General features: G+C 67.0%; 22 protein-coding genes. 8 read left to right on the top strand and 14 right to left on the bottom strand.

Going from position 1 to position 20,673, the window contains the following annotated elements:
* The 3 genes from ASF81_RS07955 to ASF81_RS07945 form a co-directional block, all read right to left on the bottom strand.
* Positions 1-798, bottom strand: a complete 798-nt coding sequence (locus ASF81_RS07955; protein ID WP_055807363.1) for a phosphatase PAP2 family protein — start codon at positions 796-798, stop codon at positions 1-3.
* A complete protein-coding gene (locus ASF81_RS07950) occupies positions 795-1,292 on the bottom strand; it encodes a hypothetical protein (RefSeq protein ID WP_055807359.1) in 498 nt (165 codons plus the stop codon). Before ASF81_RS07950 ends, ASF81_RS07955 begins: the two co-directional genes overlap by 4 nt.
* Positions 1,293-1,385: 93 nt before the next feature.
* A complete protein-coding gene (locus ASF81_RS07945) occupies positions 1,386-1,646 on the bottom strand; it encodes a hypothetical protein (RefSeq protein WP_055807356.1) in 261 nt (86 codons plus the stop codon).
* A 102-nt stretch (positions 1,647-1,748) separates the two neighbouring features.
* Between ASF81_RS07945 and ASF81_RS07940 the strand changes: the two genes are divergently transcribed.
* Positions 1,749-2,753 (top strand): LLM class flavin-dependent oxidoreductase, encoded by a 1,005-nt coding sequence (locus tag ASF81_RS07940; RefSeq protein ID WP_055807353.1) that lies wholly within the window; start codon positions 1,749-1,751, stop codon positions 2,751-2,753.
* Here ASF81_RS07940 and ASF81_RS07935 read toward each other — a convergent pair.
* On the bottom strand, positions 2,750-3,721 hold the full coding sequence (locus tag ASF81_RS07935) for an alpha/beta fold hydrolase (protein WP_055807348.1): 972 nt from the start codon (positions 3,719-3,721) through the stop codon (positions 2,750-2,752). The two genes, ASF81_RS07940 and ASF81_RS07935, sit on opposite strands and share 4 nt — an antisense overlap.
* Before the next feature lie 47 nt (positions 3,722-3,768).
* Here ASF81_RS07935 and ASF81_RS07930 point away from each other — a divergent pair, with 47 nt between their 5' ends.
* Complete coding sequence (locus ASF81_RS07930) at positions 3,769-4,605, top strand: aldo/keto reductase (protein ID WP_055807345.1); 837 nt, start codon at positions 3,769-3,771, stop codon at positions 4,603-4,605.
* Here ASF81_RS07930 and ASF81_RS07925 read toward each other — a convergent pair.
* Together ASF81_RS07925 and ASF81_RS07920 are read right to left on the bottom strand one after the other, a co-directional pair.
* Positions 4,602-5,003, bottom strand: a complete 402-nt coding sequence (locus ASF81_RS07925; RefSeq protein WP_369814906.1) for an HIT domain-containing protein — start codon at positions 5,001-5,003, stop codon at positions 4,602-4,604. The two genes, ASF81_RS07930 and ASF81_RS07925, sit on opposite strands and share 4 nt — an antisense overlap.
* The gene (locus ASF81_RS07920) at positions 5,000-5,893 is read right to left on the bottom strand and encodes an SIMPL domain-containing protein (RefSeq protein ID WP_055807339.1); all 894 of its coding nucleotides are present in this window, start codon (positions 5,891-5,893) and stop codon (positions 5,000-5,002) included. Before ASF81_RS07920 ends, ASF81_RS07925 begins: the two co-directional genes overlap by 4 nt.
* Positions 5,894-6,031: 138 nt before the next feature.
* On the opposite strand from ASF81_RS07920, the gene mdh reads away from it, so the two are divergent.
* On the top strand, positions 6,032-6,994 hold the full coding sequence (gene mdh, locus ASF81_RS07915) for a malate dehydrogenase (protein WP_045809972.1): 963 nt from the start codon (positions 6,032-6,034) through the stop codon (positions 6,992-6,994).
* Between the two features lie 85 nt (positions 6,995-7,079).
* Here the strand turns inward: mdh and ASF81_RS07910 are convergent, their stop codons facing one another.
* Both ASF81_RS07910 and zapE read right to left on the bottom strand, forming a co-directional pair.
* Entirely contained in the window at positions 7,080-7,580 is a 501-nt protein-coding gene (locus ASF81_RS07910) for a YbjN domain-containing protein (protein ID WP_055807335.1), read from the bottom strand.
* 35 nt (positions 7,581-7,615) lie between these two features.
* Positions 7,616-8,707, bottom strand: coding sequence for a cell division protein ZapE (gene zapE, locus ASF81_RS07905; protein WP_055807332.1), 1,092 nt, complete (start codon positions 8,705-8,707; stop codon positions 7,616-7,618).
* 142 nt (positions 8,708-8,849) lie between these two features.
* On the opposite strand from zapE, the gene ASF81_RS07900 reads away from it, so the two are divergent.
* The 3 genes from ASF81_RS07900 to ASF81_RS07890 are packed head-to-tail and all read left to right on the top strand — an operon-like array spanning position 8,850 to position 12,378.
* Positions 8,850-9,896 carry an aspartate-semialdehyde dehydrogenase gene (locus ASF81_RS07900; protein WP_055807329.1) on the top strand — a complete coding sequence of 349 codons (1,047 nt, stop codon included), beginning with the start codon at positions 8,850-8,852 and terminating at the stop codon, positions 9,894-9,896.
* Between the two features lie 15 nt (positions 9,897-9,911).
* Positions 9,912-10,838: an EamA family transporter RarD gene (gene rarD, locus ASF81_RS07895; RefSeq protein ID WP_055807326.1), complete on the top strand. Its 927-nt coding sequence runs from the start codon at positions 9,912-9,914 to the stop codon at positions 10,836-10,838.
* A 25-nt stretch (positions 10,839-10,863) separates the two neighbouring features.
* The gene (locus tag ASF81_RS07890; protein WP_055807322.1) at positions 10,864-12,378 is read left to right on the top strand and encodes a DHA2 family efflux MFS transporter permease subunit; all 1,515 of its coding nucleotides are present in this window, start codon (positions 10,864-10,866) and stop codon (positions 12,376-12,378) included.
* Here ASF81_RS07890 and ASF81_RS07885 read toward each other — a convergent pair.
* The 6 genes from ASF81_RS07885 to ASF81_RS07860 all read right to left on the bottom strand — a co-directional run bounded on the left by ASF81_RS07885 (position 12,363) and on the right by ASF81_RS07860 (position 18,700).
* On the bottom strand, positions 12,363-13,496 hold the full coding sequence (locus ASF81_RS07885; RefSeq protein WP_055807318.1) for a serine hydrolase domain-containing protein: 1,134 nt from the start codon (positions 13,494-13,496) through the stop codon (positions 12,363-12,365). The genes ASF81_RS07890 and ASF81_RS07885 overlap by 16 nt on opposite strands.
* 85 nt (positions 13,497-13,581) lie before the next feature.
* Positions 13,582-13,851, bottom strand: coding sequence for an ATP synthase F1 subunit epsilon (locus tag ASF81_RS07880; protein ID WP_039243854.1), 270 nt, complete (start codon positions 13,849-13,851; stop codon positions 13,582-13,584).
* 201 nt (positions 13,852-14,052) lie between these two features.
* Complete coding sequence (gene atpD, locus ASF81_RS07875; RefSeq protein WP_055807316.1) at positions 14,053-15,591, bottom strand: F0F1 ATP synthase subunit beta; 1,539 nt, start codon at positions 15,589-15,591, stop codon at positions 14,053-14,055.
* A 37-nt stretch (positions 15,592-15,628) separates the two neighbouring features.
* Positions 15,629-16,507 (bottom strand): F0F1 ATP synthase subunit gamma, encoded by an 879-nt coding sequence (locus tag ASF81_RS07870; protein ID WP_045809980.1) that lies wholly within the window; start codon positions 16,505-16,507, stop codon positions 15,629-15,631.
* Positions 16,508-16,540: 33 nt separating this feature from the next.
* Positions 16,541-18,073 (bottom strand): F0F1 ATP synthase subunit alpha, encoded by a 1,533-nt coding sequence (gene atpA, locus ASF81_RS07865; RefSeq protein WP_055754289.1) that lies wholly within the window; start codon positions 18,071-18,073, stop codon positions 16,541-16,543.
* 72 nt (positions 18,074-18,145) lie between these two features.
* Complete coding sequence (locus tag ASF81_RS07860; protein WP_055807312.1) at positions 18,146-18,700, bottom strand: F0F1 ATP synthase subunit delta; 555 nt, start codon at positions 18,698-18,700, stop codon at positions 18,146-18,148.
* A 344-nt stretch (positions 18,701-19,044) separates the two neighbouring features.
* Between ASF81_RS07860 and ASF81_RS07855 the strand changes: the two genes are divergently transcribed.
* Together ASF81_RS07855 and ASF81_RS07850 are read left to right on the top strand one after the other, a co-directional pair.
* A complete protein-coding gene (locus tag ASF81_RS07855) occupies positions 19,045-19,872 on the top strand; it encodes a TerC family protein (RefSeq protein ID WP_055807309.1) in 828 nt (275 codons plus the stop codon).
* 5 nt (positions 19,873-19,877) lie between these two features.
* Positions 19,878-20,651, top strand: a complete 774-nt coding sequence (locus ASF81_RS07850; RefSeq protein ID WP_082503499.1) for a glutaminyl-peptide cyclotransferase — start codon at positions 19,878-19,880, stop codon at positions 20,649-20,651.
* The last annotated feature ends 22 nt before the right edge of the window (positions 20,652-20,673 follow it).

The raw sequence follows: 20,673 nt of genomic DNA, 5'->3' as shown, positions 1-20,673 counted from the left end.
TCAGGGCAGAGGGATCGCCAAGGCCGCGCGCTCGGCCGCGCAGCCCGGGTTGGTCAGGCCGCTGCGGCGCGCGGCCGCCAACTCGGCCCGCGCCGCCGCCATGTCCGCCTCGAAGGCCGGGGTGGCGACGGCCTTGGCCGCAACAGCCTGCCCGATCTGTTCGCCGACCGCGACATCGGTCGGATAGTGCATGGCGCAAATCAGGCGGCTGACCCCGATCTCATGGCCAATCCGGCGCACGGCCTCCGCGCGGTCCGGCTCCAGAGCCGCAAAGGCCTCGCCATAGGCCGTCGCGACCGCCGCGCTGCCGGACGGATATGAGGCGCTGCGTCTCCCCGCCGGCGTCAGGGTCTGGCAGGCGCGGCGACTGGGGTCGTCGCCGACCGGCCGCAGCCGCGCCTGGCGCGCCTTGACGCGTTCGGCCGCACTGTTCGCGTCATGGAAGATCCGCGCCATCACCCGGTCCAGCGCTGGCGTCTCGGCTGACCCCATCCGCACGCCCAAGGCGCAGTCAAAATGTTGCAGGGCCAGGGGCGGGCGCAGCTCGGCATGGGCGGTCGCCAGCAGCCAACGATCGCCGTCCTCCAGCGCTGCAAGCCGCGCCGAGGCCGCCTTGTCCGCCAGGTCCGCGACGGACCCCGGAGCCGGGGCTGGCGAGACCGCATCCGTCAGTTGGGCGATCGCTTCATCGCCCAGGAAGCCCGTTGTCGGTATCGTGCCGCCTGGCTTGGGTGCGCGGGCGCACCCCGCGGCCAGCAGGATCGCCGTCGCCGCACTCAGGGCGGCGACCCGTTTCACTGACCAGCGCTCCAGCCCAGCTGGACCGAGGTTTGGCCGGTCTCGGTCGGCGTGGCGACGACCTGCAACGAGGCGCCGTTTGTGGCGTCCGCCGCCGCGCCATAGGCGCGTGTGTCACCCTGGTTCATTCCGGCGACGGACCGCAGGCCCGCCTTCTCGGCGCGCTCGCGATAGAAGGCGACGACATCGTCCGGCGAGGCGCTGGTGGTAAAGGTGACAAGGCCGCCCGGCCCAGCCTCGCCGCCAGCGGCCAGCGGCTGTCCGTCCACCTGTGCGCCGGGATAAAGGACCGCAAAGGACGGCGCGCCGTCGGCGGCGGCGGGCGCAGCCCCTCCTACGACGGCGGGCGCTTCGGCTGCTGGAGGCGTCGCATCAGCGACGGCCGGCGCCGACGCTTCAGGCGCAGCCTTGGCCTCGACCGGTTGGGCCGAGCGATCACATCCTGCGAGGCAAAACAGAACCACGACGGCGGAGACCGCCAAGCGAAGCGTCATCGAGAGATCGTCCTTGGACCGAGAGGGTCAGAGCGCCACCGTGGCGCATGGTTGCGGCGGCGACAAGGCGCCCGCTCAGTCTGCGTCGTCGTCCTAGTCAGCCGCGCTTTTATCGGCCGAGCCTTCTTCGGCCAAACGTGCATTGATCTTGGCCGAATCCGGGTCGTCATCCGTGCCTGCTGCCGACCCGCCGCGCAGCGAGCCTGCCCGCGTGTCCGATCCCGAATCGCTGCCGTCCAGCGCGTCGATCAGCGTATCCGCCTTGTGACCCAGATCCGGCTTTTCGCCCATGTCGGCGGCTTCGCGGGCGTCGTCGCAATCCGCTTCGGGCTTGGTGGGATCGGTGTCGGTCATGACGCAGTCTCCGTTCGTCGAGATGAGGTTAAAGCGCCTGATCCGGTTGCGGTTCCAGACCCTCGCCCTTGAACCCCGAGGGACAGACCCGATCTAGGCGTCATGATCCCGTTTTCAGTTCTCGACCTTTCCCCCATCGTCGAAGGCGGCGACGCCCGACGCGGCCTGGACGAAACCCTGGCCCTGGCCCAGGCCGCCGACCGGCTCGGCTATGAGCGGTTTTGGCTGGCTGAACACCACAATATGCCCGGCATCGCCAGCGCCGCGACCGCCATTGTCATCGGTCATGTCGCGGCGGGGACCGAGCGCATTCGCGTCGGCTCCGGCGGCGTCATGCTGCCCAACCATGCGCCCTTGGTGGTCGCCGAACAGTTCGGCACGCTGGAGACCCTGTTCCTTGGCCGCATCGACCTCGGCCTGGGCCGCGCGCCCGGCACGGACGGCGCCACCGCCCGTGCGCTGCGGCGCTATTTCGAAGGCGCAGACCAGTTCCCGCGCGACGTCGTCGAACTGATTCAATGGTTCGAACCGGCGTCGGAGAACCAGCCCGTCCGCGCCGTCCCGGGCGCCGGCCTGCGCGTACCGATCTGGCTTCTGGGCTCCAGCCTATTTAGCGCCCAGCTCGCCGGCCAGCTCGGCCTGCCCTACGCCTTCGCCAGCCATTTCGCACCCGAACTGCTGCTGGAGGCCCTGGCCCTGTATCGCCGCGAGTTCGTCCCCTCGGACCGCCTGGACAAGCCCCACGCCATGGCCGCGATCAATGTCTTCGCCGCCGATACCGACGCTGAGGGCGTGCGCCTGTCCACCTCGATGCAGCAGAGCTTCGCCCGCCTCTCGACCGGCAAGCCGGGTAAGCTGCCGCCGCCCGTCGACGACATCGCCGCGATCCTGACGCCGCAGCAGATCGCCGGCGCCAAGGGCCGGCTGCTCTATTCCGCCATCGGCGGCCCGGAGACCATCAAGCGCCAACTGACCGACTTCATCGCCTTGACCGGCGTGGACGAGCTGATGGTCACCGGCATGATGTTCGACAATACCGCCCGCATCCGCAGCCTGGAGATCGTGGCCGAGGTGCGTGATCAGATGGCGACGAAGCAGGCCGCCTAAAGGCCCTTCAGGAAAGCCAGCAGCAGGCGGTTGATCTCATCCGCCCGTTCCTGCTGGATCCAGTGACCCGCGCCCGGCACGACGACCGAGCGGATCAGGTTCGGCGCCCAGTCCTTCAGGCCCGCCTCGTGCCCGCCGGCGTAGTGACGCACCGGATCGTCCTCGCCGACGATGAACAGGGCAGGCGGAGTGATCGTTTGATCCTGCACGAAGGCCGTCAGCGACCAGTTCAGGTCCATCGCCCGATACCAGTTCAGGGGTCCTTCGAACCCGCCCGCCGAAAAGCCGTGCACATATTCGTCGAAATGCGCCTCGCTCATCCATGGCGGCAGGGTCGCGTCGCCGGCGATGGTATCGAGCAGGGCCACGCCTTCGGGCATGAAGCCGGTCGATCTGCGATCGGCGGGGGTCGCGCCGTCGTAGGCGTAGAACAGTTTCCTCAGCGCCATCGCCGGATCGGCGTCCAGCGCGCGCTGCGCATCCGGCGCCTGGAACCGACTGATATAGAGGTCGCCCAGCCCGGCCCGTTTCGAGATGGCGGCCATGGCGGCCGTGGGCGGTCCCTTGGGCCGGCGCGGCTGGAACGGCACCGACAGGCCCGCAACGGCCGTGAAGAGATCCGGCCGCAACAGGGCGCAATGCCAGGCCACCGGCGCGCCCCAGTCATGCCCGACGACGATGCAGGACGCCTTGCCCAGCGCGCGGACCAGATCAACCATGTCACCGACCAGATGCAGGATCGAGTAGGCCTCCACTCCCTCCGGCTTCTCTGTTCCGCCATAGCCCCGCATGTCCGGGGCGACGACATGATAGCCCGCCTGCGAGATCGCCTCGACCTGGGCGCGCCAGCTGATCCCCAGTTCTGGGAAGCCGTGGATCAGCAGGACCAGCGGCGCGTAGTCATCCTCGAACCCGGCCTCCAGAACCTGTTGGACCAGACCGTCGGTCTTGATATGCCGGGTTCGCATCGCTTCCTCCGACGGCGTCTTCGCCGCTCATTATCTTCAGGACGGACATGACCCGCCTCGTCACTTTTGCGGACGGTACGACCGTTCCCGCCCTCGGCCAAGGCACCTGGGAGCTGGGCGACGACCCGGCCTGGCGCGATGAAGAGCAGCAGGCCCTGGCGCGCGGCATCGACCTGGGCATGACCCTGATCGACACGGCTGAACTGTATGGCGACGGCCGGTCGGAGCGGCTGGTGGGCGAAGTCATCGCCGGGCGGCGCGATGAGGTCTTTTTGGTCTCCAAGGTCCGGCCCGAGAATGCGTCCGAAATGAAGATGATGCTGGCCTGCGAGAAGTCGCTGGAACGGCTCGGCGTCGAGCGGCTCGACCTCTACCTGCTGCACTGGGAAGGCCATGTGCCCTTGGAAGAGACCGTCGAGGCCTTCCGCGATCTGGTCGATGAAGGGATGATCGCCCGCTGGGGCGTGTCGAACCTGGACCTGCGCGCCATGGAGCAGTTGATGGATATCGAGGGGGGCGAGGACTGCGCCGCCAACCAGCTGCTCTATAATCTCGCCTCGCGCGGGGTGGAGTTCGACCTCTTCCCGTGGATGCAGGCGCGCGACATGCCGATGATGGCCTATTCGCCGCTTGGGCGCGGCGAACTGCTGGAGCAGCCCCTGATCCGCGACATCGCCAATCGCCATTCCGCCAGCCCGGCCCAGGTGGCGCTGGCCGCCGTCCTGCGCCAGGACGGCGTCATCGCCATCCCGAAGGCCAGTTCGGTCGAACACGTCGAGGCCAACGCCGACGCCCTGGACATCCAGTTCGACCTGGAAGACCTGGAACGGCTGGATGCGGCCTTCCCGCCCCCGAAACACGCCGTGCCGCTGGATATCATCTAGCCGCCGGAGACGATCGTCAGCCGCCGCGCCCGCTCACCGTCCGCATACGGAATAACCGGTCCGCGGCCCCAGACCGGATCGGGCCAGAGACCGTCGTCGCGGCGGCGGCCAACCACATGGACATGCAACTGCGCCGTCACATTGCCGATGGCGCCGACGTTCAGTTTTTCAACCGCACCCAGCCGACGAACCAACGCCCCGGCGCGCACCGTCTCCTCCATCAACATTGTCCGCTGTTCGACACTGAGGTCTTCCAGCTCCACCGCCCCCTCGACGCGGGGGATCAGGATCAGCCAGGGAAAGCGAGCGTCGTCCTGCAGCCGCACATGGCACAGCGGCCATTCGGCGGCGGCGATCGATCCCGCCTCGAAGGCGGGCGCAACGGAAAACCCCATCAATTCAGTCCGTAGATGACGCAGGCGCTGTCGGTCATCACCTGCAACGGCGGTTGCAGCGCCAGCCGAGCCGCCTCGATCTGGGCCTCGCTGGGCGCCCCGCCTCCGGGCGGAGGGGGCGGAGCTGGCGGCGCGGCATATTCCATGCGCGCTTGCGAGCGCGAGCCCGTCACCACGATGTCGTCCACCGTCGTCTCCTGCCCGCCCCCTGCGGCGTATGAAGGCCAGCCCGCCAGCACGTCCGTCTGGCAAACCCGCCCCGACGGATCGATGATCTTGACCCGGCCCAGGGTCGCGCCGGCGTTGGTCGCCGCCGCCTCGGCCCGACGTCGCGCATCCTTCATCGCCTCGGCCTGCAGATTGGCCTTCCAGCTGTTGTCGGGGTCCAGGTTGAAATTGACCTGTCCGATCGAGGTCGGACGCGAAGCCACGATGGTCGCATAGACCCGCTCGATCAGGCGCACATCGCGCACCGTCACATTGACCGACGCGTCGGCCTGATAGCGGGCCACGCGGTCGGCGCGGGTGTTGTCGCGCATCACCCCGTTTTCGTCGCGATACTGGTCATAGAGCGGACGCGTGGTGACGCTGGTCTCGACCCGCACCTTGTCCGCGCCATAGGCCGACAGGGCCTGGCTCAGCGCCCGCACCTGATCGGCGGCGGCGCGCGAGGCCTCGGCGACGCTGCGGTCCACCGACTGGAAGCTGGCCGAAACGAAGGCGCGGTTGGCCTGGATCTCCACCCGCACCTGGCCGACGGAGGCGATGACCGGATCGCGCATCCACCAGGGCGCGGGGATATAGCGGTCGCCGATCGTCGCGGGCGGCGTCTGGGCCAGCACAGGCGTGGCGACCGACGCCAGCAGCAAGGCGAAAGCGAATGAACGGCGCATCGAAATCCTCCGGTTGTCGCCGGACCTTCGCAAGCCTGACCAAGGCCGTAAAGCGAGGTTCTTGCGACAGCCGCGCGAGGGGTCTAGACCGCCCGCACGATTAATCCCCTTTCGCACACGCAATAAACGGAGACATCCATGGCTCGCGCGAAGATCGCCCTTATCGGCGCCGGCATGATCGGCGGAACCCTGGCCCACGTGGCCGCGCGCGAAGCCCTGGGCGACGTGATCCTGTTCGACATCGCCGAAGGCACCCCGCAGGGCAAGGCGCTGGACATCGCTGAGGCCTCGGCCGTCTTCGGCCAGGACGTCGCCCTGAAGGGCGCCAACGACTACGCCGACATCGCGGGCGCCGACGTCTGCATCGTCACCGCCGGCGTGCCGCGCAAGCCGGGCATGAGCCGCGACGACCTGATCGGCATCAACCTGAAGGTCATGAAGGCCGTCGGCGAAGGCATCAAGGCCCACGCCCCCAACGCCTTCGTCATCTGCATCACCAACCCGCTCGACGCCATGGTCTGGGCCCTGCAGAAGTTCTCAGGCCTGCCCAAGGAGAAGGTGGTCGGCATGGCCGGCGTGCTGGACTCGGCCCGCTTCGCCTATTTCCTGGCTGAAAAGACCGGCGTGTCGGTGCAGGACATCCACGCCTGGACCCTGGGCGGTCACGGCGACGACATGGTGCCGATGGTGCGCCACTCGACCGTCGGCGGCCTGCCGCTGCCGGACGCCGTCGCCGCCGGCTTCCTGTCGCAGGACGAACTGGACGCCATCGTCGAGCGCACCCGCAAGGGCGGCGGCGAGATCGTGGCCCTGCTGAAGACCGGCTCGGCCTTCTACGCCCCGGCTGAATCCGCCATCGCCATGGCCAAGTCCTACCTGCTGGACCAGAAGCGCGTCCTGCCCTGCGCCGTCTGGCTGTCGGGCGAATACGGTTTGTCGGACCTCTACGTCGGCGTCCCCGCCCTGATCGGCGCCGGCGGCGTCGAGAAGATCGTCGAGTTCACCACCAACGACGAAGAAAAAGCGATGTTCGAAAAGTCCGTCGCCTCGGTCCAAGGCCTGCTGCAAGCCTGCAAGGACATCGATTCCTCGCTGGCTTAAGCCGCGCGACCATCGAATGAGGAAGGGCCTGCGGAGCGATCCGCAGGCCCTTTTTCTTTTCCCTTCTCTCGTTGGGACAGGGACATCATTGCGGCGGGACGTAGCCCATGCCTGCCGCAAACTTGGGCAGCAGTTGCAGCCAAACCGTCAGCGGGTCCGCCAGTTGCGTCACGCCTTCGCCCGACAGCACGACGACATCGTACTGCACCGTCGCGGTCGGCGTGTCGGCAGCGGTGTGGAAGGCTTTCAGATAGCGGTTGTCGCGGTTCCAGGCGTTGACCTTGTCCAGCGTCGCCCCGGCGCCGGGCACAACGGCGCTGAACTGGACCTCGCCGCAGCCAGACGCCTCGCAGCCGTAGAAGAAGACCGCCCAGGTCAGGCCCGCATTGGTCACGGTGAAGAAGGTCAGGCCGTTCTCGGTCTGCACCGGCCCGACCCGCCCGCCCAGCCCGGTAATCCAGGTCCCGACCTCGCCCGGCGTCAGACCGCGACTGGCCGCAGCCGGCGCCGTCTGGGCGAACGCTCCTCCCGCCGTCAGCGGCGATAAGGTCAAAGAGATGGCGGCGGCGAGGGCGAGGCGGCGCATAAAGACACTCCGAGGGTCAGCCCTTACCCTAGCTGTCATTCGCGGACGTGCGCCAGCCAGTCCTTGCTCTGCATTTCGTTGAAGCGCGACACGGTGCGCTCGAACTCGAACGCCCCCACCCCTTCGGTATAGAGCGCCTCGGGCTTGGCCGCCGCCAGCACGATCAGCTTGGTCTTGGCCTCATAGAGGGCGTCCACCAGCGTCACCAGACGCCGCGCCTCATGGTGGTTGGCCGAGCTCAGGATCGGCACGTCCTCCAGGAACAGGGTGTGGAACCGCTGGGCGATGGCCAGATAGTCCTGCGGCCCCAGCGGCCTGGCGCACAGCTCCGCAAACGTCCCCCGCGCCATCGACCCCACGGTGCGCTCCACCACCACATCGCGGCCCAGCACGGTCAGGTGCGCCGGTTCTTCCGGTTCGCCCCCCTTCAGCTCGCGCCATAACGCCTCGAACGCCGCGCGGTCGTCCGGCGTGTGCCAGACCTGGGCCGAGGTCATCCGATCCAACCGCCAGTCCCGCGCCCCGGCCGTCTCCACCACCACGCAGCGCTCGCGGATGATGTCGATGAAGGGCAGGAAGAGCTGACGGTTGATGCCGTTCTTGTAGAGGTCCTCGGGCGCGCGGTTCGAGGTGATGGCCAGCACCATCCGATCCTCGAACAGGGCTTCGAACAACCGGCCCAGGATCATGGCGTCGGCGATGTCGGTGACCTGCAGTTCGTCGAAACACAGCAGCCGGGCTTCCGACGCGATCAGCTTCGCGATCGGCGGGATGGGGTCGTCGCCCTTATGCGTGCCGAACACGGCCTTGCGGGTCTTCGCATCCCCCTCGCGCCACTGTTTCACCAGATCGTGGATGCGGGCCATGAAGGCGTGGAAGTGGGCGCGCGTCTTTCGCGGTTCGGGCGTCGCCGAATAGAACAGATCCATCAGCATGGACTTGCCGCGTCCGGGCGGGCCGTAGAGATACACGCCCCGCACCTCCGGCGCCCGGCCGAACAGGCCGCGTTTGGCCAGATCGACCTCCAGCCGCTCCAGCGCCGTGATCACGCTCTCCTGCGCTGGATCGGGCGTCAGCACGCCCTCTTCCACGCGGATGTCGTAGGCGTTGCGGATACGGGAGGTCATGGGAGCGGTGCTTAACGCTCCCTCCAGCGAAAAGCGATTGCTTCACGGCCCTGAACGCCTATTTGCAAGGCCATCACTACAATGCGCTCAAGCAGCGAGGCCCCGCGGGCCGAGCGGTAGCGCGTCCGAAGGACAAGAAGAAATGGGTTATCGCGTCGCCATCGTCGGAGCCACGGGCAATGTGGGCCGCGAAATGCTGAACATCCTCGAGGAGCTGGAATTCCCCGTCGATGAAATCCACGCCATCGCCTCGCGCAAGTCCAAGGGCGTCGAGGTCTCCTTCGGCGACAAGACCATCAAATGCCAGGACATAGAGCAGTTCGACTTCTCCAAGGTCGATATCGTCCTGATGTCCGCCGGCGGCGCGGTGTCCAAGGAGTGGTCCGAAAAGATCGGCAAGGCCGGTCCTATCGTGATCGACAACTCCTCGGCCTTCCGCAAGGACCCCGACGTGCCGCTGATCGTGCCCGAGGTGAACCCGGACGCCATCAAGGACGCGACCAAGAAGAACATCATCGCCAACCCCAATTGCTCGACCATCCAGCTGGTGACGGCGCTGAAGCCGCTGCACGATGCGGCCAAGATCAAGCGGGTGGTCGTCTCGACCTATCAGTCGGTGTCCGGCGCCGGCAAGGAAGGCATGGACGAGCTGTGGAACCAGACCAAGGCCATCTACGGCCTGGGCGACGCCACGCCCAAGAAGTTCCCCAAACAGATCGCCTTCAACGTCATCCCTTACATCGGCTCCTTCCTCGAGGACGGCTCCACCGACGAGGAGAAGAAGATGTCGGACGAGACGCACAAGATGCTGGACCCCGACATCAAGGTCACCGTCACCTGCGTGCGCGTGCCCGTCTTCGTGGGTCACTCCGAGGCCGTGAATGTGGAGTTCGACCGCCCCATCGAACCCGACGAGGCCCGCGCCATCCTGCGCGAGGCGCCGGGCGTGCTGGTCATCGATAAGCAGGAGCACGACGGCTATATCACCCCCGTCGATGCGGCCAGCGAACACGCCGTCTATGTCAGCCGCATCCGCAAGGATACGACCGTCGAGAACGGCCTGAACCTTTGGGTCGTGTCCGACAACCTGCGTAAGGGCGCCGCCCTCAACGCGGTCCAGATCGCCCAGCTGCTGGACGAGACCGGCGTGATCAAGTCGTCGTCGGGATATCGTTCGATCACGGTCTAGGCGGTCTCAACCGTCATGAACGCCCATGCACCCCCTGCCGACGGCCGCGCCGTCGGCACGGCCATCGCCTGCTACACCCTGTGGGGGCTTCTGCCGCTGCTGTTCATGGCGATGGCGGCGCACGGCTTCGGCGCGCCCGAAATCCTGGCGCACCGGGCGGTCTGGTCGGTCTTCGTTGCCGGCCTGGTCCTGCTGCTGGCCGGGCAATGGGGCGAGGCGCGCCGGGTGCTGGCCACGCCGCGCACCCTGGCCTGGCTGGCCCTGTCCGCGCTGCTGATCGGCACCAACTGGAGCCTCTACGTCTTCGCCACCACGCATCACGCGACGCTGGAGGCCAGCCTCGGCTACTATATCAATCCCCTGCTCAACATGGCGGCCGGCGCCGTGCTGTTCCGCGAGAAGATCGACCGCTGGAGCGCGCTCGCCATCGGTCTGGCCGCCATCGGGGTCGTGATCCAGACGATCGCCCTCGGGCATGTGCCGACCATCGGACTGACCCTGGCCGTCACCTTCTGCGCCTATGCGGTGATCCGAAAGCGCGTGCCTGCCTCGGCCCAGACCGGTCTGTTCGTGGAATGTCTGGTGCTGCTGCCCATCGGCGCGGTCTTCCTGGCCTGGTTGACCACCCACAGTCAGGCGGTCGGATTTGGGTCGCCCTCCGGCCTGATCTGGGCGCTGGTGAACGGCCCGGCGACCGTGATCCCGCTGGCGCTGTTCGCCTGGTCGGCTCGGCGTCTGCCCCTGTCCACCGTGGGCTTCATCCAGTTCCTGGCCCCGACGCTGCAGTTCGCCTGCGGCGTCGCGACCGGCGAGCCTCTGACCCTGCTGCGGATCGTGTCCTTCGTCTTCATCTGGGCCGGCGCCGGCGTTTTCGCCCTGGCCGCCTTCAATCGCAGCCGCGCCGCACGCGAGGCGTTGAAGACCACGGCGGAACCGGCGTAGCCTTCGCCTACACGGAGGCGAGGCCATGACGACCGCCCAACCGGGCCCCTGCGAAGGCGGACAGGTTCACGCCGCCGCCGAACCGGCCCATCCGCTGTCGACGGCGCGCAAACGCTGGGTGCTGGCCGCGACGGTGCTGGGCTCCAGCCTGACATTCATCGACGGCTCGGCGCTGGGCGTCGCCTTGCCCGCCGTACAGCGGGATCTTGCGGCCGGCACGGCGGCGGTCCAGTGGGTGTCGAACGCCTATCTGCTGACCTTGGGTGCCCTCGTTCTGATCGGCGGCGCGGCCGGCGATCGGTTCGGACGGCGGCGGGTCTTTCTGATCGGGGTCGCGATCTTCGCCCTGGCCTCCATCGGCTGCGCCCTGGCGCCCACCGTCCAGGCCCTGGTCGCCGGCCGGGCGATCCAGGGGATCGGCGCGGCCCTGCTGACGCCCGGCGCCCTGGCGGTGATCGGCGCGACCTTCCCGCCCGAGGAGCGCAGCAAGGCGTTTGGCACCTGGGCCGGGTTCGGGGCCCTGACCGGCATGGTCGGGCCGCTGATCGGGGGATGGCTGGCCGACGCCGCCGACTGGCGCGCCATCTTCTGGATCAATGTCCCGCTGGCGATCCTGACCGCCGTCGTGACCCTGGCCGCCACGCCCGAGAGCCGCGATCCCGACGCGCGCGGTCTGGACGGTCTGGGCGCGGTTCTGGCCGTCGCCGGGCTGGGCGCCCTGACCTGGGCCCTGACCGCCGCGCCCGATCTGGGGTTCGCATCGCCCGTCATCCTGGCCGGGCTGGTCGTGGGCGCGGCGCTGCTGGCCGCCTTTGTCTGGGCCGAGGCGCGCCAGAGCCACCCGATGATGCCGCTGGGCCTGTTTTCGTCTTCGGTGTTCAGCGGGATCAATCTGCTGACCCTGCTGCTCTATTTCGCCCTGGGCGGGGCGATGTTCTTCCTGCCCTTCGATCTGATCCGGGTTCACGGCTGGAGCGCGACCGAGGCCGGGGCCGCCATGCTGCCCTTCGCCGCCGTCATGGGCCTGTTTTCCGGCCTCGCTGGACGGGTCGCCGATCGGTTCGGCGCGCGTCTGTCGCTCAGCGTCGGGCCGGCCCTGGCGGGGATCGGACTGGCGCTTCTGGCTGTTCCTGCGCCGGGCGCAGGCTATGTCGATGGACCGCTGGCGGGGATGACGGTGCTGGCGATCGGCATGACCCTGGCGGTCGGGCCGCTGACGGCGACGGTGATGGGCGCGGTCAAGGCGGGCCACACCGGCGTCGCCTCGGGCGTCAACAATGCGGTGGCGCGCGTGGCCAGCCTTCTGGCCGTCGCCCTCTTGGGCCTGGTGCTGTCTGCGGTCTTCGCTGGGGTCGCCAACCTGCCTGACGCGCGCGCCCAGCTGGCCCAGGTCATGTCGGGCGGCGAAATCACACCCGTCGCCCGCGACGCCTTCCATGCGGCATTTCGAGCTGTAATCCTGACGTGCGCCGGCTGCGCGGTCTTGGCCGGCCTGATCGGTCTGTTGACCGCGCCCGGCCCGGTTCAGAAGGCGGCGTAAAGCGCGTCCAGCAAACGCTTGGGGCGGGGGTCGCCGATCAGGTGCGGCGACTGGCGCGTCATCACATAGGCCGCCGACAGCTTCCGCCACGGATCGGCCATGGCCATCGACCCGCCCCAGCCGTAATGGCCGAAAGCGTCGTTAGGCCCGAACACCTTCAGCCCGTCATTGCGCATCAGCCCCGCCGCCCAGCTGATCGTATAGGGCAGCACCTTGTCCTGCCCGTGGATACGCTCGCGCGTCAGCTGATCCAGCGTTCCCGCCGACAGCACCGACCGGCCGTCCAGCACGCCGCCATTGGCGACCACGCCCAGCATCTTCGCCAGCCCCAGCGCCGTGCCGTGCAGATTGGCCGACGGGATTTCCATCTCGCGCCAGGCCGCCGACCCGCGCCCGCCCGGCGCCGAGCCGCGATCCAGGAAGGCCGCCTGTTTGATCGGATCAATGGTCCCCAGGCTGGGCGCCGCCGTGGGTTTGCGCATCTGCGCCACCCGTCCATGCTCGCTTTCGGGCAGGCCGATCCACAGGTCCAGCTCCGGGAAGTCCTGGCGCAGCGCCTGGCCCATCGTCCGTCCAGTCGCGCGGCGATAGACTTCATTGGCCAGATAGCCGACGGTGATTGGGTGATAGCCCGAGGCTGAACCCGGCGCCCACATCGGCGACTGAGCCGCCAGACGCGCCAGCACCGCGGACACATCGAACCAGATCGTCGGATCGACCGCCTCGGAAAAGCCCGGCAGGCCCGACTGGTGGCTCATCAACTGAGCGACGGTGACCTCCGCCTTGCCCGCCGCGCCGAACTCGGGCCACAGCGAGGCGACCGTCTGATCATAGCCGATCTGACTCTCCTCGACCGCGCTCGCCATCAGGATGGCCATCACCGCCTTGCCGGTCGAAAACACCGACGTCAGGGTGGTGTCGGTGAACGGCGTCGTCCTGGCCGTATCCGCATGCCCCGCCCACAGATCGACGACCGTTTCGCCCTCGACCAGCACGGTGAACCGCGCCGCCTGCTCGTTCAGCCCCTCGGGAGCCTCGGTGAAGTTGGCGGCGAATGCCTCGCGCACGGCCTCATAGCCGGGGGCGCAGACGCCGTGGATGTCGATGAGATCGGTCATGGGCCGGTCCTAGCGCGCCCGCCGCCCACGAAAAAGGCCTCCCGCCGAAACGGGAGGCCTCAAATCGTTCGATCCTTCGACGGGATCAGGCCGCGACGACCTCGGTGGCCTGTTCCGCCAGGATGGTCAGGCCTTCGCCGTTCACGTCGGCGAAACCGCCGTGAACGTCGTACTGGGTCTTTGAGCCGTTGTTATAGACGGTCACCAGACCCTCGCGCAGGGCGGTCATGAAGGGCGCATGATCCGGCAGAACGCCGAAGTCACCCTCGACGCCCGGTGCATCGACCTGGTCCACGAGGCCCGAGAAGACCTCGCGTTCCGGCGAGACGAGGGAGAAATTGAGCTTGCCAGCCATGTCAGGCGCCTATCGGTTGATCTAGCGCCGTATTAAAGGCGCTCTGGGCCGCCACGAACTTGTCACGACAGCCCGGATTGCAGAAGCCCACCACCCGACCACGGTAGAGCGTGAGCGAATCGGCGCTCACCGGCTTTCCAGACCAGGGGCACGTCTTATTGACGCAGTCCTCGATCCGTAGAGCTGGCGAGCTGTTCGGCATCAGGCTTCCGACGCCATCTTCTCGGCCTTGGCGACGGCCTCTTCGATGGAGCCGACCATGTAGAAGGCGGCTTCCGGCAGGTGGTCGTATTCACCGGCGACGATGCCCTTAAACGAGCGGATCGTGTCGGCCAGCTCGACGAACTTGCCGGGCGAATTGGTGAACTGTTCGGCCACGAAGAAGGGCTGCGACAGGAAGCGCTGGATCTTGCGGGCGCGCGAGACGACCAGCTTGTCCTCTTCCGACAGCTCATCCATGCCCAGGATGGCGATGATGTCCTTCAGGCCCTTGTACTGCTGCAGCACTTCCTGAACCGAACGGGCGACGTTGTAGTGTTCGTCGCCGATGACCAGCGGGTCCATGATCCGCGAGGTCGAGTCCAGCGGGTCGACGGCCGGGAAGATGGCCTGAGCGGCGATGTCGCGGCTCAGAACCGTCGTTGCGTCCAAGTGGGCGAACGAGGCGGCGGGCGCCGGGTCGGTCAGGTCGTCGGCGGGCACGTAGATGGCCTGGACCGAGGTGATCGAACCCTTCTTGGTCGAAGTGATGCGCTCCTGCAGGTTGCCCATCTCGGTGGCCAGCGTCGGCTGATAGCCCACGGCCGAGGGGATGCGGCCCAGCAGAGCCGACACTTCCGAACCGGCTTGCGTGAAGCGGAAGATGTTGTCGACGAACAGCAGCACGTCCTTGCCTTCTTCGTCACGGAAGTATTCCGCGATCGACAGGCCGGTCAGGGCGACGCGAGCGCGGGCGCCGGGGGGCTCGTTCATCTGGCCGTACACCAGGGCGCACTTGGAGCCCTCGGTCGAGCCGCCGTTCTTGGACGGGTCCACGTTCACGTTGGACTCGATCATCTCGTGATACAGGTCGTTGCCTTCGCGGGTGCGCTCGCCCACGCCGGCCAGAACCGAGTAACCGCCGTACGCCTTGGCGATGTTGTTGATCAGCTCCTGCATGGTCACGGTCTTGCCCACGCCGGCGCCGCCGAACAGGCCGATCTTGCCGCCCTTGGTGTAGGGGCACATCAGGTCGATGACCTTGATGCCCGTGACCAGGATTTCCGACGAGGTCGACTGCTCTTCGAAGCTCGGCGCTTCCTTGTGGATCGGACGGTATTCGGTGGTGGCGATCGGGCCGGCTTCGTCGATCGGCTGGCCGACGACGTTCATGATGCGGCCCAGGGTGCCGGGGCCGACCGGCGCCTGGATCGACGAGCCGGTGTCGGTCACGGGCTGGCCGCGCGTCAGGCCTTCGGTCGTGTCCATCGAGATGGCGCGGACCATGTTCTCACCCAGGTGCTGGGCGACTTCCAGAACCAGGGTGAAAGGCTCGCCCGTCTTCTGGTCGATGTTCTGGGTGTGCAGGGCGTTCAGGATCGCCGGCAGGTGGCCGTCGAACTCGACGTCGACGACGGCGCCGATGACCTGGGCGATCTTGCCCGTGGCGACGGCCGCGCCGGGCGCGGCCGCGGCGACAGTCGCCTTCTTGACGGCGGGCTTCTTGGCGGCGGGTTTCTTGGGGGCGACGGTGTCGGTCATGGTCAGGGTCCGTATCGGAATGTCTGTTCGGTCGGGATCAGAGGGCTTCGGCGCCGGCGATGATCTCGATCAGCTCGGTGGTGATCTGGGCTTGGCGCTTGCGATTGTATTGCAGCGTCAGGGCGTTGATGAGGTCGCCCGCATTGCGCGTGGCGTTGTCCATCGCCGCCATCTGCGAGCCGAAGAAGCCGGCCTGGTTCTCATACAGCGCGGCCAGGATCTGGGTCGTCAGCGCGCGCGGCAGCAGGGTCTCCAGGATTTCCTCTTCCGAGGGCTCGTACTCATAGACCGCGCCGTTCAGGTCGATTGGAGCGGCGTCGCCCTCGACCACGGCCGGGATCAGCTGCTTGGCCGTAGGGACCTGTTGGATCACCGACTTGAACTGGCTGTAGAACAGGGTGACCACATCGGCCTGACCCTCTTCGAACGCCGTGGCGATCATTTCGGCGACCGGCTGGGCCGACGGCAGGCCGATCGTCTTGTGGTCCGACAGTTCGAAGGTGTGGACCACCTTGTCGCCGTACAGACGCGCCAGCTGATCGCGCGACTTCTTGCCGACAGCGATGATCTTCACATCCTTGCCGGCGTTGATCAGGCTGTTGATCCGCTCGCGCGCGGCGCGGATGACGTTGGTCGAGAAACCGCCCGCCAGACCCTTGTCCGCCGTCGCCACCACGATGAGGTGACGCTGGTCCTGACCGGTGCCCGACAGCATCTTGGGCGCGTCGGCGCCCGAGACGCCGGCAGCCAGGTTGGCGATGACCGAGGCCATCTTCTGGGCATAGGGCCGGGCGCTTTCGGCCTGGTCCTGGGCGCGCTTCAGCTTGGCCGCGGCGACCATCTGCATGGCTTTCGTGATCTTCTGCGTGGCTTTCACGCTTCCGATCCGATTGCGCATTTCCTTGAGGCTGGCCATCCGGCGCTTACTCTCTCAGCTTACCAGACGGGTTCAGGCGAAGGTCTTGACGAAGGCGGCCAGGATGTCCTTCAGCTCGGCTTCGAGGTCCGAGGTCAGGTCCTTCTTGGTGCGGATGCCTTCAAGCAAGGAGGCGTGGTTCGCATGGATGCGCGCCAGCAGCTCCTTCTCGAAGCGGCCCACGTCGCCGACGGCGATGCCGTCGATGTAACCGCGCGTGCCGGCGTAGACCGAGACGACCTGCTCTTCCATCGCCAGCGGCGAATACTGCGGCTGCTTCAGCAGTTCCGTCAGACGGGCACCGCGCGCCAGCAGCTTCTGGGTCGAGGCGTCTAGGTCCGAGCCGAACTTGGCGAAGGCGGCCATCTCGCGATACTGGGCCAGCTCACCCTTGATCGAACCGGCGACCTTCTTCATCGCCTTGGTCTGGGCCGACGAGCCGACGCGCGACACCGAGATGCCGACGTTCACGGCGGGACGGATGCCCTGATAGAACAGGTCCGATTCCAGGAAGATCTGACCGTCGGTGATCGAGATCACGTTGGTCGGGATGTAGGCCGAGACGTCGTTGGCCTGGGTTTCGATGATCGGCAGAGCGGTCATCGAGCCCGAACCGTAATCCTCGTTCAGCTTGGCCGAACGTTCCAGCAGGCGGCTGTGCAGGTAGAAGACGTCGCCCGGATAGGCTTCACGGCCGGGCGGACGGCGCAGCAGCAGCGACATCTGGCGATAGGCCACAGCCTGTTTCGACAGATCGTCATAGACGATCAGGGCGTGCATGCCGTTGTCGCGGAAGAACTCGCCCATGGCGGTGCCGGCGAACGGGGCCAGGAACTGCAACGGGGCCGGTTCCGACGCCGTCGCGGCGACGACGATCGTGTACTCCAGCGCGCCCGACTCTTCGAGGGTCTTGACGATCTGGGCGACGGTCGAACGCTTTTGACCGATGGCGACGTAGATGCAGTAGAGCTTGGCGCTCTCGTCGTCGGTCTTGTTGACGTTCTTCTGGTTCAGGATGGTGTCGACGGCGACGGCGGTCTTGCCGACCTGACGGTCACCGATGATCAGCTCGCGCTGGCCGCGGCCGACGGGGATCAGGGTGTCGATGGCCTTCAGGCCGGTCTGCATCGGCTCGTGAACCGACTTGCGCGGGATGATGCCGGGCGCCTTGACGTCCACGCGGCGGCGCTCGGTGAACTGGATCGGGCCCTTGCCGTCGATCGGCTCGCCCAGCGGGTTGACGACGCGGCCCAGCAGACCCTTGCCGACCGGAACGTCCACGATCTCGCCCAGGCGGCGCACGTCGTCGCCCTCAGCGATGGCGGCGTCGGCGCCGAAGATCACGGCGCCCACGTTGTCGCGCTCGAGGTTCAGGGCCATGCCCTTCACGCCGGCCTTGGTGAACTCGACCATTTCACCAGCTTGGACATTGTCCAGGCCGTGGATGCGGGCGATGCCGTCGCCGACCGACAGCACGCTGCCGACGTCGGAGACATCGGCTTCGACGCCGAAGTTGGCGATCTGCGACTTGAGGATGGCCGAGATTTCAGCGGCGCGGATGTCCATGACGGGCTCTCTGTTCTTCAGTCTTCTGCGGGTGCGCCGTTCAGGCGCGCATTCTTGGTGGCGGGAGCGCGTTTAGGCGCGCTTGAGGGCGAACTTCATCTGGTCGAGCTTGGTCTTCAGCGAGGCGTCGAACAGTTTCGAACCGACCTTGACCTTCAGGCCGCCCAGGATCGACGGATCGACGCGCGCGGTCAGTTCCGGCGCCTTGCCCAGGCTCTTGGACAGGGCGGCGGTGATGGCGGCGACCTGTTTGGCGTCCAGCGGCTGGGCCGAGACGACCTCGGCGGCGACGACGCCGGCGTGCTTGGCGTAGCGCGCCTCGAACCCGGCGATCACGGCGGGCAGATCCTTGGCGCGATGGTTCTGAGCCAGCAGACCCAGGAAGTTGGTCGTGGTCTGCTCGAACTTGGCCGTGGCGGCGATGGCCACCAGACCCTTGGCCTGGTCCGGCGCGGCGATGACGGGCGAGGTGGCCAGGCGACGCAGGTCGGCGCTTTCGGTCCAGGCCGCCTTCAGCGACTTCAGGTCGGCGCGGACGGCGTCCAGGCGGCCGGTTTCCAGCGCCAGGTCGAACAGCGCCTGTGCGTAGCGATCGCCGACTTCCGTCGTTCTGAAATCATCAGCCACTGATTAGGGTCCGAGGTCGTTGTGTCAGGGTCGCAACCGACTGCGAGGCTCGCAACGGTCAAAAGCTTGAAATGCTTACGGAAAGCACGACGGAGGCCGTATCCGTAAATACGCCCCCTTCAAGCCGGGCGCCTGATAGCACGGGGTTTCGCCGCTCGCAACATTGCGTGAAGGCGCACCGATGCCGCAGGGCGAGAGCGCGCCGCCGTTTCCTTCCACACAGCGTGGGGAGGGCGACCGCGCCCAGGGGGGTGCGACCATGACGCCGCACCCCATCGCTTGATCGGAACCTGCGTCGGCCCTAGCGCTTTCCGCTCAAGCTTTATCCTCCACCAGGAAACCCCATGCTCGACAGCATAACCCCCCTGCTCTCCGATCCGGCCGCCTGGGCCGCATTGGTGACCCTCATCGTGATGGAGGTCGTGCTCGGCATCGACAACCTGATCTTCATCTCAATTCTGTCGAACAAACTGCCCGAGCATCAGCGGCAGAAGGTGCGGCGCATCGGTATCGGCCTGGCGCTGATCATGCGTCTGGCCCTGCTGTCGATCATCGCCTGGCTGGTTGGTCTGGTGCAGCCGGTCTTCACCGTCATGGGCAATGAATTCTCGTGGAAGGACCTGATCCTGATCGCGGGTGGTCTGTTCCTGGTCTGGAAGGCGACCAAGGAAATCCACCACACGGTCGATCCCACGCCCAGCCACGATGTCATGGACAAGAAGGACGTGGTCATCGCCAATGCCGGCGCGGCCATCTTCCAGATCATCCTGTTGGACATCGTCTTCTCGATCGACTCGATCCTGACGGCCGTCGGCATGACCGAGCACCTGCCGATCATGGTCGTCGCCGTCCTGGTCGCTGTGACCGTCATGCTGCTGGCCGCCGACCCCCTGGCCAACTTCATCAACAAGAACCCTAGCGTCGTCATGCTGGCGCTCGGCTTCCTCCTGATGATCGGCATGGTGTTGATCGCCGACGGCTTCGGCTATCATGTGCCCAAGGGCTACATCTATGCGGCCATGGCCTTCTCGGCCGGTGTTGAGGCGTTGAACATGCTGGGTCGCAAATCCGCATCCAAGAAGGAAAAGGCCGAACTGGCCCGCAGCGAGGCGAACGCCGCCGAGGCCCGCGCCCAGAAGGCCGAGGCCGAAGCCGCCGCCGAGCGGGGCTGAGGCTCATGATGCGCCTGTCGTCCCGGCTCGCCGGCCTTGTCGCCGGTCTGCTGTTGACGACAGGCGTCGCCCTGCCGGTCAGGGCCGAAGTCCCGGTCCAGCCCTACGAGGTGGTGCGGGCCTATCCGCACGACACAGGGGCCTTCACCGAAGGCCTCTTCTTCCACGACGGCGACCTTTACGAGAGCACGGGCCTTTATCCGTCTTTCATCCGTAAGGTCGATCTGGAGACCGGACGCGTGGAGCGTCAGCGCGACCTGCCGACCATCTACTTCGGCGAGGGCATGACCACGCTGAACGGCAAACTCTACAGCCTGACCTGGCGCAACCACATCGGCTTCATCTGGAAGCTGGACGATTTCTCGCCTCTAGGCGGCTTCTCCTATCCGGGCGAGGGCTGGGCCCTGACCACCGACGGCCGCCGCCTGATCATGAGCGACGGCACCGACCAGCTGCGCTTTCTGGACCCCGAAACCCTGGCCGAGACCGGCCGCGTCTCCGTCACTGCCGACGGCCGGCCGCTGGATCAGATCAACGAACTGGAATGGATCGACGGCGAGGTCTTCGCCAATATCTGGCAGGACAACCGCATCGCGCGCATTGATCCCGAGACCGGCGTGGTCAAGGCCTTCATCGACCTGACCGCCCTGGTCCCCAAGGGCGCGAACCTCGACCCCAACGACGACGTCCTGAACGGCATCGCCTGGGACGCGGCGGGAAAACGCCTGTTCGTCACCGGCAAACGCTGGCCACACCTGTTCGAGATCAAGCTGCGCTGATCCGCACGAAGAAAAGGCCGGA

Source organism: Brevundimonas sp. Leaf168 (genome assembly GCF_001423685.1).
Classification (GTDB): Bacteria; Pseudomonadota; Alphaproteobacteria; order Caulobacterales; family Caulobacteraceae; genus Brevundimonas; species Brevundimonas vesicularis_C.
Note: the sequence above shows the minus strand (reverse complement) of the source record. Positions and strands in the feature narration are given on the sequence as shown.

Excerpts from the sequence above, each read along its gene's own strand:
- ASF81_RS07950 (WP_055807359.1), bottom strand. The coding sequence starts at position 1,292 with ATGACGCTTCGCTTGGCGGTCTCCGCCGTCGTGGTTCTGTTTTGCCTC.
- ASF81_RS07945 (WP_055807356.1), bottom strand. The coding sequence starts at position 1,646 with ATGACCGACACCGATCCCACCAAGCCCGAAGCGGATTGCGACGACGCC.
- ASF81_RS07940 (WP_055807353.1), top strand. The coding sequence starts at position 1,749 with ATGATCCCGTTTTCAGTTCTCGACCTTTCCCCCATCGTCGAAGGCGGC.
- ASF81_RS07935 (WP_055807348.1), bottom strand. The coding sequence starts at position 3,721 with ATGCGAACCCGGCATATCAAGACCGACGGTCTGGTCCAACAGGTTCTG.
- ASF81_RS07930 (WP_055807345.1), top strand. The coding sequence starts at position 3,769 with ATGACCCGCCTCGTCACTTTTGCGGACGGTACGACCGTTCCCGCCCTC.
- ASF81_RS07920 (WP_055807339.1), bottom strand. The coding sequence starts at position 5,893 with ATGCGCCGTTCATTCGCTTTCGCCTTGCTGCTGGCGTCGGTCGCCACG.
- mdh (WP_045809972.1), top strand. The coding sequence starts at position 6,032 with ATGGCTCGCGCGAAGATCGCCCTTATCGGCGCCGGCATGATCGGCGGA.
- ASF81_RS07910 (WP_055807335.1), bottom strand. The coding sequence starts at position 7,580 with ATGCGCCGCCTCGCCCTCGCCGCCGCCATCTCTTTGACCTTATCGCCG.
- zapE (WP_055807332.1), bottom strand. The coding sequence starts at position 8,707 with ATGACCTCCCGTATCCGCAACGCCTACGACATCCGCGTGGAAGAGGGC.
- ASF81_RS07900 (WP_055807329.1), top strand. The coding sequence starts at position 8,850 with ATGGGTTATCGCGTCGCCATCGTCGGAGCCACGGGCAATGTGGGCCGC.
- rarD (WP_055807326.1), top strand. The coding sequence starts at position 9,912 with ATGAACGCCCATGCACCCCCTGCCGACGGCCGCGCCGTCGGCACGGCC.
- ASF81_RS07890 (WP_055807322.1), top strand. The coding sequence starts at position 10,864 with ATGACGACCGCCCAACCGGGCCCCTGCGAAGGCGGACAGGTTCACGCC.
- ASF81_RS07885 (WP_055807318.1), bottom strand. The coding sequence starts at position 13,496 with ATGACCGATCTCATCGACATCCACGGCGTCTGCGCCCCCGGCTATGAG.
- ASF81_RS07880 (WP_039243854.1), bottom strand. The coding sequence starts at position 13,851 with ATGGCTGGCAAGCTCAATTTCTCCCTCGTCTCGCCGGAACGCGAGGTC.
- atpD (WP_055807316.1), bottom strand. The coding sequence starts at position 15,591 with ATGACCGACACCGTCGCCCCCAAGAAACCCGCCGCCAAGAAGCCCGCC.
- ASF81_RS07870 (WP_045809980.1), bottom strand. The coding sequence starts at position 16,507 with ATGGCCAGCCTCAAGGAAATGCGCAATCGGATCGGAAGCGTGAAAGCC.
- atpA (WP_055754289.1), bottom strand. The coding sequence starts at position 18,073 with ATGGACATCCGCGCCGCTGAAATCTCGGCCATCCTCAAGTCGCAGATC.
- ASF81_RS07855 (WP_055807309.1), top strand. The coding sequence starts at position 19,045 with ATGCTCGACAGCATAACCCCCCTGCTCTCCGATCCGGCCGCCTGGGCC.
- ASF81_RS07850 (WP_082503499.1), top strand. The coding sequence starts at position 19,878 with ATGATGCGCCTGTCGTCCCGGCTCGCCGGCCTTGTCGCCGGTCTGCTG.